A 15,256-nucleotide genomic window follows, 5' to 3' on the forward strand; every position below is an offset into this window, starting at 1 on the left:
GGCAGCAGCATGGGGCCGTCGCGCCAATGCCAGGGCTTGGTGTGGTCGGCACCCGCGTCGACGATGGGGCAGTGCTCGTCGCCGTCCGCACGGAGCGACGCAGCCGAAATCGTCTGCCCAAGGCGGTCGCTGGACCGGCGCACGGCACAACCCTGGCGACGAAGGACCACTTCAACCGGTGTGTCGATCGGTCAGTGAATGGCCCTGACGGTGCGGAGCGGTTTGGCGTGCTCGGGCCGCCCTACGAGACAGGACGCGGTCATCCTGCTTTCCACCGGTCCTGGTCAAAGATCGAAGACGACGGGCTTGCCCGCCGACGAAGAGCGGATCGGCGCACGTGACCGACAAAGGTCGGAGAAGACGCGTCCATCCGCTCTACGTCCGGGGCGGGTGGATCTGCGACATCGCGCTTCCCATCGGGAACGGCGCCGACGCGGCCGGTCACGCGCTGCGTCCGTCGTCTCAGGACGGGGGGCGGGAATAGTCCATCCGCTCAAGGTCGGCCAGCAATCCCGGCCCGGTCGGATGCCAGCCGAGCCGCGCCTGCGTCCGGGCCTTGGACGCCGACATGTCGAGGCCGGCGAACATGCCGAGCCACCCGAAATGTCCGGCCGCCTCTTCCGGCGACAGGGCCGTCACGGGCACCTTCAGGCCGCGGCCGATGACCTCCGCGATGTCGCGGGCACGGACCCCCTCCTCGGCGACGGCGTGGTAGCGAGCCCCCGCATCCGCCTTTTCCACGGCGAGGCGATAGAGGCGCGCCACGTCGAGGACGGGACCTGCCGCCCAGCGGTTCGCCCCGTCCCCGACATAGGCCGATACGCCTTTGGCGCGCGCGAGATCGATCAGGTAGGTGACGAGCCCCTGCTTGACCGTGTCGTGGACCTGCGGGAGGCGCACCACCGAGACGTTCACACCCTCGTCCAGGAGCGCCGCCCCCGCGAGTTCCGAGGCCACGCGGGGGTTCGCATACGCGGCGTTGAAAACGTCCTCGGTCGCCGGTTGCCCTGGCGCTGAGCAACCGATGCCGACCCCGGAGGTGATCAGGAGGGGGCGGTCGGACCCCTTGAGCGCCGAGCCCAGGGCCGCGATGGCGCGCCGGTCCTTCTGGCAGTTGGCGACGAAGTCGGAGAAGTCGTGGTCGAAGGCGGTGTGGATGACCCCGTCCGCCCTGGCAGCGCCGCGACGGAGACTGTCGACGTCCTCCAGGGTACCGAGGAACGGTTCGGCCCCCGCTTCGGCAAGGGCCCGTGCTCCGGCCTCCGACCGCGTCATCCCGAGGACCCGATGGCCCGCGGAGAGGAGTTCGGGGACGATGGCCGAGCCGATGAAGCCGGTGGCGCCGGTGAGGAAGATGAGCATGGGATGCGGTCCGTTGGGTTCGGACGCCAACTATCCGCTCGGCGCCGATCCCGTTAAAGTAGTGACCGTATCCCGGTATACCGGCTAACAGGATCGCCATGCTTGCCAGCTCGGAAACCACGCTCGGAGCATACCTGCGGGATCGGCGGACCAGGCTCGATCCTGCCGCGCTGGGGTTCTCGGGCCGCCGGCGCACGCCCGGCCTGCGCCGGGAGGAGGTCGCCCAGCGCTCGAACATCAGCGCCACCTGGTACACGTGGCTGGAGCAGGGACGTGGCGGAGCGCCCTCGGCTGACGTCCTGAACCGCATCGCGGTCGGATTGATGCTGACCGAACCGGAGCGCGAGCACGTGTTCATGCTCGCCCTCGGGCGTCCTCCCGAGGTCCGCTACACGCCGAAGGAGGGGATCACCCCGCGCCTCCAGCGGTTGCTCGACACGCTTGAGGTCAGCCCGGCGCTGATCAAGACCGCGACCTGGGACGTGGTCGCCTGGAACCGGGCCGCCGCCGTGGTGCTGACCGACTGGGACACGGTCCCTCCCGGCGAGCGCAACATCCTGCGCCGCATGTTCGGCGACCCGCGCGTGCGAGCGGCGCAGCATGATTGGCAGAGCGTGGCGCGCTACGTCGTCGGGGCGTTCCGGGCGGATGCGGTGCGGGCAGGCGCCGCATCCGAGGTGAACGCATTGGCGGAGGAACTCAGTCGCACCAGCCCGGAGTTCGCAGCCCTGTGGCGGGAGAACGACGTCCGGGCGCACACGGACGGGGTCAAGCGGCTCCGGCACCCGATCCTGGGCTCCATCGAGCTAGAGTTCTCGGCCTTCTCCGTGGACGGCCGGCCGGATCTCGGCATGATCGTCTACAACCCTGTCACGCCACGCGTTCGAGAGGGAATCGGCGCGCTCCTCCGGGGGTCCCGCGATCGGGCCGAGGCCGAGAGGCCCCGCACGGACTCGGCTTGAAGGCGCAGGGACGTCCCGGAAGGCGTGACGTCGATCGTCGGCATCTCGACGGAATTGACCGGACCGCTTTAGCTCCGCATGCGGCAAACGTCACGGCAGGCAAGATCATCGGACCGGACCCCATCGGTCTCACCGCCGCCGGGGATCGGCAGATTTCCAGGGGTCGATTTTCGGACGGCCGAGGCATGCGGCGGCCGACGTTTTCGGACCCGCGCGCGATCCGAGGAACCCGGGAACGTCCGCTCCTCGACCCTGAGAAAGCAGCGATGGACGACCGGGTCGGGTGGTTTTCTCCCGTCCGTTTCCGCGCGAGAGGATGAGAGAAGCAGCCGTTCAATTGGGATTCGGTACCCGCACGCGTCTGCCCGTTACCCCTCCGCAATCTGGGTGACGGGTGCAACGGTTCGGACGGTACCGACGTTTTCGCTCCCGACCCGAAGCACTTGGGGGTCGTGGGAGCAGGACATGCTGATACGTTTCGGGTTGACCTTCATTCTGGCCGCCACGGCGGCCGGCGCCGCCCTGGCCGCACCGATGTCCGACGAGGACAAGGCCGCCCTGCAGCAGCAGTGCGCCGGCGATTTCACGACCTTCTGTGCGGGACTGCCGCCCGAGGACGGTCCCGAGACTCAGGCATGCTTCCAGAAGAACATGTCGAAGCTTTCCCCCGGCTGCCAGAACGCCATCCAAGCCTATAAGAAAAAGGGCTGAGGCACACCGAAGGCGTCGGACGGACGTCCGTGGCAGTCGCCGTGAACGTCAGTCCGATGGCCTTGGCAGGAAGACGCCCGGCGACATCTGCGCCGAACACACCTCAACGCGGACCCGTGGCCATGCTCGGCCGATAGCCGCGACGCGAGAAGACGTGACCGCCGTGCCGCGGGAGACGGGCGCCGCTCGAGCGGAGATGCGTGATGTCGCCCAGGCCGATGTGAGGGATGGGCAACATCAGACGACCCGTGGCATCGTATCGTCGCCGGCCTGGCAGTGAGCGGCTGGCGACCCAGCATCGCTCTGGCAAGTCGCATCGGTATCCGACCCGCACGTCCTATGACCCGGTCTCGACCGAAGGTCGGCTTTCGGGTCTCGAACGCGTGTACGCCTGCGACCGCGAGCCGATGTTGCCGGACCGCTCGCGACCGGCCGCTCCCGAAGAAACCGATGGCTTTGCGCACAACGTGCAAGGAGGCACGCGCCGTCTTCATGAAGCGTGCGAGACAGTCCGGTCGGTCTCTTCGGGGCGCGTTGCGATGCTGAACACATTCACCCGCTCGCTCGTCGCCGTGAGCCTGCTCGGCACGCCGGCCATCGCTCAGACCGGATCGGCGCGGCAAACCCTTGTGGCGGGAGAGCGGGTGGTGGATCTGCCGCTCGGCGACGGTCGAAACCAGCGCGTCCTCTACGAGGCACCGCCTCACCCCCGGGCAACGCTGGTGATGTTGCCGGGGGGCTCCGGCGACATCGGCGTCGGGCGCGAGGGCGACCTGCGACACCAGGAGAATTTCCTTGTCCGCACGAGGGCCGACTGGGTGGCGAGGGGCTACGCCGTCCTGATCCCGGACACGATCGATCGGGCGAACCTGCGAGGCATGCGAAGCGCTCCAGCCTACGGCCGTCTGGTGGCCGGTCTGGCCGCCTTCGCCCGGGAGCAAGCGCCTTCGCCCGTCTTCCTCGTCGGCACAAGCCAGGGGACGATCGCGGCGGTGAACGGCGCCGCCCAAGCCGGGCCGGGTCTCCTTGCGGGCCTGGTGTTGACCGAGGCCGTGTCGTTACCGGGACGACGGAGCACCGAAACGGTCTTCGACGCGGATCCGCAGAGCGTGCGCGTTCCGGTGCTCGTCGTGGCCAACCGCAAGGACGCCTGCGATGTGACCCCGCCCGAGATGGCTCCACGCATCGCCGCCGCCCTGCCGCACGCGCCGAGTGTCCGCATCCTTGCGGTCAGCGGCGACCTGCGGAGCTCGGCCCGGGACTGCGATTCGCTCTCGCCTCATGGTTACGACGGCATCGAGCCGGCGGTGGTGGGCGGGATCGTCGGGTGGCTGCAAATGCACGGCGGTTGACCGCAGCGGACCAGCGCGCGGTCGCCGAGCGGGTGCGTGCGTCCGGGCCGTTGCCGCGTGGACGGGTCCCGCGGACGGTGAGAGCGGCCCGAACGCGCCGGGAGAGACCCGGGCGCGTGGCCAGCACGCCGCGCCTCGCCTCCGGGCCAGCCGAAACGACCACGTCGGGGCCGAGCATGGGCGGTACGAGCACCGCCTGCGCGCGGCGCCGCGGCGCCGCGGCGCCGCGGCGGGAGGCGGATCAGGCGTTGCGGCGCAGGGCCGCCAAGATGACCGAGCGCACCCACGCCGTCCGGCGCCAGCGGCGGCATGGCGGGGTGAAGCAGGCTTGCCCGCCCGTGTCGGGGCTCCGGGATGACGTGCTACTCCGCGACTACGCGATCCTCGGCGACCGTGCGCTGGGGCGGCGCGCTCCGCGCTTCCGAACCCAGGTGTCGCCGCAGCGTGAGTGCGAGCGCGCTCGAACGCCAGGGTCGGTGCGCGACATCGACGATCGGAATCGCCGAGAGAACCTCCGGTCGTACCGTGTCCGAGGCCGACAGGGAGAGGACGATCGGACGATCGACGATACGGGCGGCGCGGCGCGCGAAGGCGAGACCGAGCGAACGCGACGGCTGGTTCTCGACGATCAAGATGTCGAAGCGCTTCGGCTCCATCCGCAGTGCGGTCAGCGCCGCGTCCGGGTCTGTGTAGCCGATCGGCTCGTAACCCAGGGCCGCGAGGGTCTCCTCATCCTCCTGCACCGTGGCGCGCGCGGCTCCGACGATCATCACAGTGCCGCCGGCGGCCGGGACGCCGCGCTCCGACGCCGGGCGTGCGGCCAGCCACACCTCGAACGCGCTGCCGACGCCCGGCGCGCTCCGGACGTCGAAGGCGCCCGCCTGTTCCTGGACAAATTCGAACGCCGTGGCGAGACCGAGCCCCGTTCCGGCCGGACGCGTGGTGAAGAACGGCTCGAAGATCCGTGCGCACGTGGCCTCGTCCATCCCGCAGCCCGCGTCGGACACGCGGATGCGGGCGTAGGTGCCGGATGGCAGCTCTCCGTGCGAGAAGGCCCGCGGCCCTGGTAATCGGACCCGTTCGAGCTGCACGTCGACCGCGGCACCCGGCTCGGACGCCTGGATGGCGTTGCGGATCAAATTGTGGATCACCTGCTGCAGCTGCGCCGGTTCGCCGTCGACGATCGCGCCGTCGGTGGTCCCGGTCAGGCGGATCGCGGTCGGGTCGGCGGTCGATGTCCGGATCACGTCCACCGTCTCGGCCACGATCGCGTCGACCGCACTCGTGTTCTGCGATGAGCAGCCCCGCCGCCCGTAATCCAGGATCTGTCCCGCGATCTCATGGGCCCGACCACCCGCTTGGACCAGCAGCCCGATATGCTCGGTTGCCCGTCCCGGATCGACCGGCAGGGCATCCGCGGCGATCTCGGCATGACCGAGCATGACGTTGAGGACATTGTTGATGTTGTGCGCCACGCCGCTGGCGAAGATCCCGATCGCTTCGAGTCGCTGCGCGCGCCGCAGGGCCGCCTCGATCTCGCGACGTTCGGCCCAGACGTGCTGGCGCTCCAGCGCCGCGCCGAAGCTTTCGGCCACGACGCGCAGGAGCCCGCGCGAGTGCCGCATCCAGGGAGGCAGGACACTGACGGTGCGCTCGAAGCACAGCACACCGACGATGTGTCCGCCCCGTCGCAGGCGCGCGCAGGTGAACGTTGCGACCCCGCGCTGCGCCAGGGGGCGAACCAGCGCCGGGGGCCCGATTTCGTCGGCGGTCTCGACGAAAATGTAGTCTTCGGACGCAGCGATGATGTCAGGCACGAGAGCGCGTTGCGCGAGCGGCCAGCCGCGGGGCGCCTGCAGCCCCGCTCGGTTCCACAAGTGGACCGTGTCGGAACCGTCGAGCATCAGGATGTAGCAATGGTCCGTGCAGGCTCCCGTGCTGACCATCGCCATGACATCGACGATGCGCGATGCAATCTCGTCGGGCTGGCTCGCCGAGAAATGGTTGGCGGCCTGCGCGACGACCGATTGAAAGGCGATCGTTCGGCGCAGGACGAGGGTCCCCGCTCGCATCAGCAAACCTACGCGCACCACCAAGGCCACCAAGCATAAGGCGGCCGCATAGAGGGCGAGACGGAATCCGTCCGCGCGGGCCTGCCGCTGGTCCCGAAGGGTACGGCGAGCCTCCAGGAGCGCTTGGCGCGCCGCCTCGCTCGACGAGTTCGGCAGGGAACGGGCGACGGTGTCGACCTGCGGCAGTAGGTCCAAGAGCTGGCGCCCGTGCAGGACGATGGCGGAGATGTCCGCATCGCGGTCCGAAGGTGCGCTCGCCGCCAGGACATCGAGCCGCGTGCGGATGTCGTCGAGGCGCTTGGGGCTCGCTTCGCGGGCGAGTTCCGAGACCCGGATCTGCAGGGCGGCGACCGCGCGGGCGAGTTTGGGATCGATGTCCGGCTCCGAAAGCCGATCGCTGAGGGAGTCGAAGTAGGCGATCGAGTTCTGCACCAGGGCATTGCCGGTCTTGAAGCGCTCGACCATCTGCGCCTCCCGGGCGATCGCCTCGGCGAGCGAGCGCATCTCGCCATCGTCCGGTCCGCTCGCCGCCTGCAACCCGGACAGCGCCGCTTGCATTTCGTGGAGGTGGGCCACGATCGGATCGTAGTTGCGCAGGAGCCCGGTCCGCGCCCGGAGCACGTCGTGCTGCATCCGGGATTCGGCGAGGGCGATGGCATCGACCGTGCGCCGGGTCTGCGCAAAGGCGGCGTCCATCTCGCCCTTGCCGTTGATCATCAGCCACGTAAGCAGGGCGGCCAGCAGCACCCCGAGGACGGCGGCCTGCAGGGTCAGCCTCATGGCTGAGGCCGGGCATCTGGCTGAGACCGGGCATCTGGCTGCGGCCGGGCGTCTGGCTGCGGCAGCGCGTCGGGCGCCCGCGAAGCCGTGAGGGGACGCCCCTCGTAGAAACCCGTGAGCGTGCCGAGGAACGCCACGATCGCGCTGGTTTGCGCTTCGGTCAGCTCACGGCCGAGTTGCACCCGGGCCATCAACCGCACCGCCTCGGGGAGCGTGGCGACGCCGCCGTCATCGAAGTAGGGCGCCGTGACCGCGACGTTGCGCAGGCTCGGCACGCGGAGCACCTCGGCGGCCTTGTCGGGGATCGTGACGAAGATCCCGACTTTCTCGAACAGGTTGCCGCCTACGTTGACGCCCTGGTGGCAGGCCGCGCAGCCGATGCCCTTGAACAGGGCGTAGCCTGCCCGCTCCGACTCGGTGATCGCATGGACGTCGCCGTGCAGCCACCGGTCGAAGCGGCTGTCGGGAGTGAGCAGGCTGCGCTCGAAGCTGTTGATCGCGTCGATCACCGCCGCTCGATCGACGTCCCGGCCATAGGTCGCCCGGAACGGACCATCGAGGGCCGGGTCGGCTTGGATCACCGCGAGGATGTGGGGCCACGATCCGCCCAGGAACTCCGGCCGGGTCAGGGCGATCTCGGCTTGGTCCCGCAGCGTCGGGATGTCGCCCGCCCACCCTAAGCGGAAGCTCAGCGCCGCGTTGAAGGCCGTCGGCGTATTGCGCGGCATCGGCGTGCCGTCAGTGGTCACATTCCTGGCGGCCGCGCTCGCGCCGTTGCTGCGGAGATCGTGACAGGTGATGCAGGCCCGGTCGCCCCCACGCGACAGCCGGTTGTCGGCGAACAGCATCCGGCCGAGGGCGACCCGCTCCGGATCCGCCCCGAGACTGCTCGGGACGGGGGTGATGACGTCCCGGGCCTCCACGGCCTCAGCCGGTTGCGGGGCTCCGGGCGGCCCTTCCCCGGCGGCCAGCGGCAGGATGGCCAGGGCGCCGCCGATGAGGACGGCGCCGAACGCCGCCACGGGGGAACGGGCCCGGCGCGACGGCGCCACGATCACAGCCTCTCGACCGGTACGGCGAAGACGTAGCCGATGCCGCGCTCGGTCACGATCAGACGCGGCGCGCTCGGATCCGCCTCCAGCTTGCGGCGCAACCGCAGGATCTGCACGTCGATGCTGCGGTCGAACACATCCTCGTGGACGCGCGTGGCTTGCAGGAGCTGCTCGCGGCTCAGGGGACGCTGGGGGGCATCGAGGAAGGCAGCCAGCAGCGCGTACTCGCCCTTGCTCAGGGCGACGTCCGCACCGTCGGGGTTGGTCAGGCGCCGGCGCCGGCGGTCGAGCACCCAGCCGTCGAAGCGGCTGCGATGGGAGTCCTGAACCCGCGTCGGGGCGGGCGCAACCTCGGCCCGGCGCAGGATGACCCGCACCCGCGCCAGCAGCTCGCGCAGGCCGTAGGGTTTGACGATGTAGTCGTCCGCACCAAGTTCGAGGCCGATCACCCGGTCGATTTCGTCCCGGCGGTGGCCGGTGGTGATGATCACCGGCAGGTCGCTCCGGGCGCGCAGGTCGCGCAGCAGGTCGAGGCCGTTCTCCGATCCCAGGCGCAGGTCGAGCACCACGAGGTCGAACGCGCCCTCCGCGAGCCGCCTCTCCGCCTGCTTCCGGTCCGTCGCCGGGGTGACGTCGACATCGTGGTCGGCGAAGTGATCGGAGACGATGCGCTGGATGCCCGCATCGTCCTCGATGAGCAGGATGCGTGTCGTACCGGCCCGCGCACCTCGAGCCGGACCCCGGCTCAGACTGGGTTCGATCATTACCAACTCCTTCTCGCGGCAGCCTGCCGCGCCGGCACGATCTCGACAGGCCGGTTCGGAAACCGGGAGACCCGTCGCGCTAGAGCCGTATCCGGCCCGATTGCATCGGGCCGGCGTCTCCAGGTCGTTGTGTTTGCGCGCATCCTCCGACGAACCCGCGGCCGCTTCGTCGGACTGCGCTCCAGGCGATCAATCCCGGCAGCCCCCGTGTCCGTCGCCAGCCCGCCCCCGAATCCCGATCAGGTCGTGTCCGGGCGTCGGGCCTCGAACCGCCGATTTGGTATCACGCCCCCTAAAGGATTGCGCCCTTCATAATACGCGGCCGTTTCCGAGCAAGCATTCGCGTCAGGCATGGCTTCCGCACGGAATTCAGAGAGATGTATTACCGTTGTAATACAAAATTTCTCAGGTCGAAACCGCGCCGTAACTGAGAAAATCGATAGTCATCATACCAACTGCGGCAGATTAATATGGCTGTCTCCACGATTGCCGGGCGACGAACGCTCCGCCTCAGACGCTTTCACCTTTCCAGCGCTGGGCGTCGCGGGTCGTTCGCCGACCCTGTCGGATTGCCCGCCGCGAGGCGGCAGGTGCCTGCCGGTTCGGTCCCCTTGCCAGGTCCGGGACGCCGACCGGGACGCAACGGTCTCGTATACGCAAGGCTCGAGAGGTCGGTGATCAGCGTCGCCTTCGGCGGCTGCATCCCCATCATCCACCCGGGTTAGATCGACCGTCTGCCCGTCGGCAAATCCCCCAAGCACGACCTGAAGACCGCACTCCCGTGCGCCCAGACTGGGAAACCCACCATGTCGCTCGACGTCCTGTGCATCTCGTGGGGAACCACGGGCAATCTCAGCCCCGTGCTCACGGCAGCCCGGCAACTGCACCGGGCAGGTCACCGTCCGCGCATCATGGCCGATCCAGCCATGCAGGCCGAGATCGCGGCGGCCGGCTTTCCGTTCGTCGGGTGGCGCCGGGCCCCGACCGGACAGGAGGCCGATCCGGTCGATTTCTCAGATCTGGCCGATTGGCTGCGCCAAGCCATGTTCGCCCCGGCAGGCGCCTACGCCGCGGACACCCTCGACGAGATCCGTCGCCTCCCGACCGACGCGGTCCTCAGCATCGACCTGCTCGTCGGCTGCGCCCTGGCCGCCGAGGTGGCCGGCATCCCGCACGCCGTCCTGTCGCCGCATATCAGCATTCGCCCACTGCCCGGCATGCCCCCCGCCGCCAGCGGCCTGGCGCCGCCGCGGACGGAAGCGGAGCGGGCCGCGGTCGACGCAGCAACCGACAAGATTGTTTTGGCAATGGAGCACGGCCGACCGGCGCTCAACGACGCACGCCGCGCATTCGGGCTGGCGCCGGTCACGACCGCCTTCGCCCACTACGAACGGGCCGAGCGGGTCCTCCTGGCGGTCAGCCAAGCCTTCGACTTCGACGGGGCGGTGCTCCCCGCCAATTACCGCTACATCGGCCCGCTGCTCGACGAACCGATCTGGTCGCGGGGCGCCGGGACCCTGTGGTCCGGGGCGGACCGGCCGCGCATCCTCGTGGCCGGGAGCACCGGTGCCCAGAACCAGACCGACCTCCTCCGACGGATCGTGCGCGCCGTCGGGACGGTCGAGGCCGAGACCATCGTGACCACCGGCCCGAACGTCGAAGCCACGGACCTGGACGCCCCCGACACCATGCGTGTCGTGGCGACGGCCTCCCATGACACCCTCATGACCGAGGCCGACCTGGTGGTCTGCCAGGGCGGTCACGGGACCGTCAGCCGCGCATTGCTGCACGGCGTGCCGCTGCTGGTGATCCCGCTCGCCCGCGACCAAACCGACAACGCCGCCCGGATCGCGCTGCGCGGCGCCGGCCTGCGCCTGCCCGCGACGGCGAGCGCGGACAAGATCGCGGCGGCGGTCCACCGGCTCCTGGCGGAACCGGGCTTCCGCACGGCCGCCGGGGGCCTCGGAGCCGCCGTCCGGGCCGATCTCGACGCGGGCGGGCTCGTCCGGGAGATCACCGCGATGGTCGCCGCGCAGCGGGGCGGCGCAGCCCGGGACGGAGGCCGGCTCTGGGGTTGAAAGGAACCGCCACCGTGCCGGTACGCCCCCGAATTCGCCCCGATTCGCGAGCCTTCTCGGCGCTGCTCGGGCTCCTCGCGGCACTCCCGACCTTCGGGATCGACATGATCTTGCCGAGCCTGTCCGAGACGGCGGCCGCGCTGCACGTCCCGGCTGCCGCGATGGGGGCCGCCATGGCCGTCTACCTGCTCGGGCTTGGGGCCGCGCTCCCGGTTTACGGGTCGGTCTCGGACCGTGTCGGCCGCCGGCCAGCGATTGTCTGCGGCTGCCTTCTCCTGATCGGAGGCAGCATCGGCTGCGCCGCAGCGCGGACCTTGCCGCACTTCCTGCTGTTCCGGGCCCTCCAGGGGATCGGCGCGGCCGGCCCCGGTATGGCGGTCTTCGGGATGGTGCGAGACCTGTTCGCCGACGAGGTCGCGCGCGCCCGGATGTCCTTCGTCGTCCTGACCGTCAACGTGGTGCTCATGGTGGCCCCGACGCTGGGGGCCGATCTGATGGACCTCGGCGGCTGGCGCCTGATCCACGCCGCACCGCTCGTGGCGGCCCTGACGGTCCTGGCGGCGATCCCACATTTCGCCGAAACCCTGCCTCGCGCCGCCGGCCCGATGCCGGTCGGAATTCTGCGTCCCTATCGCACGATCCTGGGGTGCCGCGCCTTCCTCGGCCACGCCCTCTGCAACGCCGCGGTGGCGGGCGCAGTCTTCGCCTACATCACGGGCTCCCCGCTGGTTTTCCTCGACGCCCTCGGGTTCAGCCCGTCGGCCTACGGGCTCATCTTCGGGGCGAGTTCCCTGTCGGTGATGGCCGGCGCCGCCGTGAACGGCGGCCTCGCCGCCCGGGGCATCTGTCCCCACAGGGTGATCGGCGTCGGTCTTGCCGGAGCGACCCTCCTGGCGGCGATGCTCCTCCTCCATGCGCTGGCCTGCCCGCCCGCGGCGTTGCCGGTGATCGCTGCCATGGCGGGCACGAGCTTCGCATTCGGCCTCGTCTCGCCCAACGCCCTGCACGGTGCGACGGAGGCGAGCCCCGGGGCCGCCGGCACCGCCGGCGCCGTGGCGGTCTGCCTGCAGATGGTCGGAGCGGCCATCGCCAGCGATCTCGTCGCCCGGTTCTTCGACGGGCGCTCCGCCCTGTCGATGGCCACCGTGATGCTCGGCGGCTGCCTGGCGGCGACCGCCGCCTTGGCCGGCCTTGCGCGTCCGGCCGTCCTCGTCCCGCTCCCCCCCTCGCAGCCACACCGAGAACCCGCATGATCTGTGACCCGCCCCCGTGGCAGCCCGTCCACCTGACCCGCGACGGCACCCGGCTCGCCCATATCGAGGCCGGACCCCTCACGCCCCAGGCTCCCCCCTTGCTCCTGATCAACGGCTGGACCGGCGATCACGGCGTCTTCACGCCACAGATCGCGCATTTCTCGGGTACACGCCGCGTCGTGGCGGTCAACCTGCGCGGCCACGGTGCCAGCGATGCACCCGAGGGAGACTACGCGATGGAGGGCTTTGCCGACGACATTGCGTGGCAGTGCCGAACCCTGGGCTTGTCGAAGCCTGTCGTCATCGGTCACAGCCTCGGTGGCGCGGTGGCCCTGGAGTTGTGCGGCCGCCATTCCGAACTCGCCGCCGGTCTCGTGATGATCGACACGATCGTGCTACCATCGCCCGACACGGCGGGCAGCTCCGAAATCGAGGGCCTGCTGGCGGGCGTGGGCGGCTCGAACTACCGGACCGTCGTGCGCGACATGGCCTGGGCAATCGGATGCGACTACGATCATCCGGCGCGGCGGCAGGCGCTCTTCGACACGTTCATCCGCGGCCCGGCTGAGCGGACGCCGCAGCACGTGGCTTACGCGGCGCTGCGCAGCATGGTGCTTCACCACGACCCCGTCCCGGCCGCACGCGCCTGCCGGATCCCCATGGTCTACATCTCGGCAGACGTCCCCCTGGTGGAGCAGGCACGGAACCTCGACAGGCTGCGTGAACTCTGCCCGCAACTGGTGACGGCGAAGACGCTGCTCGCGGGGCATTTCAATACCATCGAGGTCGCCGATCAGGTCAACGCGATGATCGAGCGGTTCCTGACTGTGGGCTTCAAGGCCCGCGGCTGAGAGGGTCCGTACGCCATTCCGACCGCATCACGCCAGACAATGCCTGTGTCCAGGGCGGCATCCGGGACGGATGCCGCCCTGGACCGCGAGTCCGTCTCAGGTCTCGCGCCGCCTTGCCGCCTGGTTGCCCAGGAGGCGCTGCGCCGACGCCATGACCTGGAGGGTCTGGGGGCTCAGCTGCTCTTTGCGCGCCTGCCACGCGTCGTGCTGCAGGAGCGCGGCGAGGACCGTCACGCCGGGGATCGCGTGATCCAGGTCCTCGATCACGGATTGGGTGATCGTACGCCTCAGCAACGCTTCGAAGATGTCTTGGTCCGCTTGCTCTGCCCGCATGAGAAATCCTCCCGTGATGCGGAGTCGTTCTCAGAGCACTCGATGACGGCACGATTTCAGAAATCGCGCCCCCTGCGAAGCCGTGCATTAGACGTGTTCTGTCGCACGAATGGCACGCACGGCCTTCCGCTCCGCCGCATGTTATGACCGTAACCGTCGGCTCTACATTGGACATGATCGTGTAACTTCGGCGTTCGAGACTCCTCTCGCAAAGCAACAGCGAGGATGTGTCGATGGATGGAAACGAAGATCGGATTCGACAGGCCGGCCCGCTGGCGCCATCCCAGGGCATCCCAACCCTGACGGTTGCCGAACTGGAGGCCGATCCGCACGGGACGTTCCGCACCTGGCGGCCCCGGCTGCCCGTCGTCGGCCACGAGGTCGCGGGCTTCGTCGTCCTCCGGGCCAGGGACGTCGATCGGCTCATGCGCGATCCGCGGGCCCAAGCAACGGAGTCGCTCTACCCCGAGACGCGCGGGATCCCGGAGGGCCGGCTTTTCGACATCTTTGCGCACGGGATGCTCACCGCCAATGGGGCGGTCCATCGCCGGCGCCGTTCGCCCTTCACCCGGACATTCGCGGCCCGAATGATCGAAGGCCTGCGCCCCCGGATCCGCGCGGCCGCGGAGAGCCTCGTCCGAGCCTGGCTGCCGGACGGCGAGGTCGACCTCGTCGAGCGCTACACCGCGCTCATCCCGGCGCAGACCCTGGCCGACATCCTGGGTCTACCGCACGAGGACATCCCCCGCTTCACGCACCTCGCCTACGAGGTTTCCCGGGTGCTGAGCTTCACCTTCGGACCGGAGGACATCGCGGACCTCGAAGGGGCGGCGGCCGCGCTGCAGACTTACGTGCGGACGATCCTCGAGGCCCGCCGGTCGGCGCCCCAGGAGGATTTCCTATCGTGCTTCCTCGCGGAGGCGGAGGCGGCGGGCGATCTCACGCCCGAGGAAGTGGTCGTCCAGCTGGTACAGATGATCATCGGCGGGACCGATACGACCCGGGTCGCCGGCGCCATGCAGGCGGCGCTGCTGCTGCAGCATCAGGAGCAGTGGGCGGCGGTGCGCCACGATCCAGGCCTGATCCCGGCCGCTGTGGCGGAAGCCCTCCGCTACGAGCCGAGCGTCGGCTCCGCGGGGCGGGTCGCTCGCGAGGCGATCGACCTCGACGGGGCCGTCGTGCCGGCCGGAAGCATGATCATGCTCTCGACCCTGTCGGCCCTGCGGGACGAGGCGGTCTACACGCAGCCCGACACGTTCGACGTCCGTCGCGTCGACCTTCCGCGCCTGCATCCGATCTTCGGCGGCGGCGCACACCGGTGCATCGGCGAGGCCCTCGCCCGGATCGAGCTGGAGGAGGGTCTGGGCGCGCTGATGCGCCTCGCTCCGGACCTGCGCCTGACAGGCGCGATGCCGGTCCTCCAGGGCCATAGCGGCATCCGTCGCATCGGGCCGCTGCAGGTCGCCGCCTGATCGCGCATCGGATCTCGGGAGCGGCCGTCAATCCCTGGCACGCCCAACGGCACCCGACCGAACGGAACGGGTGCCGACCGAGCTTCAGCGGATCATTCTCGAGAATTGCCAGCATCTCGACCAATACGGCAAGTACATACTCATCCGCTTACGTTTCAGATGTCACGGATCCCCAGTCCCTGCGACATCGCAGTGAAATTTCACAAGGTCAATC

At 69.7% G+C, this 15,256-nt stretch carries 12 protein-coding genes; 7 read left to right on the forward strand and 5 right to left on the reverse strand.

All coding sequences use genetic code 11. From position 1 onward, the window contains the following. Window positions 1-462: 462 nt before the first annotated feature. Window positions 463-1,362 carry an SDR family oxidoreductase gene (locus CRT23_RS18395; protein WP_103710911.1) on the reverse strand — a complete coding sequence of 300 codons (900 nt, stop codon included), beginning with the start codon at window positions 1,360-1,362 and terminating at the stop codon, window positions 463-465. A gap of 98 nt (window positions 1,363-1,460) precedes the next feature. On the opposite strand from CRT23_RS18395, the gene CRT23_RS18400 reads away from it, so the two are divergent. From CRT23_RS18400 to CRT23_RS18410, 3 genes are all read left to right on the forward strand, one after another. After that, window positions 1,461-2,324 (forward strand): helix-turn-helix transcriptional regulator, encoded by an 864-nt coding sequence (locus CRT23_RS18400; RefSeq protein WP_103710913.1) that lies wholly within the window; start codon window positions 1,461-1,463, stop codon window positions 2,322-2,324. Between the two features lie 465 nt (window positions 2,325-2,789). Beyond that, complete coding sequence (locus CRT23_RS18405) at window positions 2,790-3,035, forward strand: hypothetical protein (protein WP_103710915.1); 246 nt, start codon at window positions 2,790-2,792, stop codon at window positions 3,033-3,035. 227 nt (window positions 3,036-3,262) lie between these two features. Next, entirely contained in the window at window positions 3,263-4,387 is a 1,125-nt protein-coding gene (locus CRT23_RS18410; RefSeq protein WP_245436341.1) for an alpha/beta hydrolase, read from the forward strand. A gap of 362 nt (window positions 4,388-4,749) precedes the next feature. Here the strand turns inward: CRT23_RS18410 and CRT23_RS18415 are convergent, their stop codons facing one another. The 3 genes from CRT23_RS18415 to CRT23_RS18425 are packed head-to-tail and all read right to left on the reverse strand — an operon-like array spanning window position 4,750 to window position 9,055. Further along, window positions 4,750-7,239 (reverse strand): two-component system VirA-like sensor kinase, encoded by a 2,490-nt coding sequence (locus CRT23_RS18415; protein ID WP_103710919.1) that lies wholly within the window; start codon window positions 7,237-7,239, stop codon window positions 4,750-4,752. Then, entirely contained in the window at window positions 7,236-8,291 is a 1,056-nt protein-coding gene (locus tag CRT23_RS18420; RefSeq protein ID WP_245436343.1) for a cytochrome c peroxidase, read from the reverse strand. The genes CRT23_RS18415 and CRT23_RS18420 overlap by 4 nt, the downstream gene beginning before the upstream one ends. A gap of 2 nt (window positions 8,292-8,293) precedes the next feature. Further along, a complete protein-coding gene (locus CRT23_RS18425) occupies window positions 8,294-9,055 on the reverse strand; it encodes a response regulator (RefSeq protein WP_055958593.1) in 762 nt (253 codons plus the stop codon). 806 nt (window positions 9,056-9,861) lie between these two features. Here CRT23_RS18425 and CRT23_RS18430 point away from each other — a divergent pair. The 3 genes from CRT23_RS18430 to CRT23_RS18440 all read left to right on the forward strand — a co-directional run bounded on the left by CRT23_RS18430 (window position 9,862) and on the right by CRT23_RS18440 (window position 13,237). Then, on the forward strand, window positions 9,862-11,133 hold the full coding sequence (locus tag CRT23_RS18430; protein WP_103710921.1) for a glycosyltransferase: 1,272 nt from the start codon (window positions 9,862-9,864) through the stop codon (window positions 11,131-11,133). A gap of 14 nt (window positions 11,134-11,147) precedes the next feature. Beyond that, window positions 11,148-12,386, forward strand: a complete 1,239-nt coding sequence (locus tag CRT23_RS18435; RefSeq protein WP_245436344.1) for an MFS transporter — start codon at window positions 11,148-11,150, stop codon at window positions 12,384-12,386. Between the two features lie 98 nt (window positions 12,387-12,484). Continuing rightward, on the forward strand, window positions 12,485-13,237 hold the full coding sequence (locus tag CRT23_RS18440; protein ID WP_245436346.1) for an alpha/beta hydrolase: 753 nt from the start codon (window positions 12,485-12,487) through the stop codon (window positions 13,235-13,237). Between the two features lie 96 nt (window positions 13,238-13,333). Here the strand turns inward: CRT23_RS18440 and CRT23_RS18445 are convergent, their stop codons facing one another. Further along, on the reverse strand, window positions 13,334-13,570 hold the full coding sequence (locus tag CRT23_RS18445) for a hypothetical protein (protein WP_103710925.1): 237 nt from the start codon (window positions 13,568-13,570) through the stop codon (window positions 13,334-13,336). Between the two features lie 233 nt (window positions 13,571-13,803). Between CRT23_RS18445 and CRT23_RS18450 the strand changes: the two genes are divergently transcribed. Continuing rightward, complete coding sequence (locus tag CRT23_RS18450; protein WP_103710927.1) at window positions 13,804-15,042, forward strand: cytochrome P450; 1,239 nt, start codon at window positions 13,804-13,806, stop codon at window positions 15,040-15,042. Window positions 15,043-15,256 lie beyond the last annotated feature (214 nt).

This window comes from Methylobacterium sp. V23 (assembly GCF_002917135.1).
Taxonomy (GTDB): Bacteria; Pseudomonadota; Alphaproteobacteria; order Rhizobiales; family Beijerinckiaceae; genus Methylobacterium.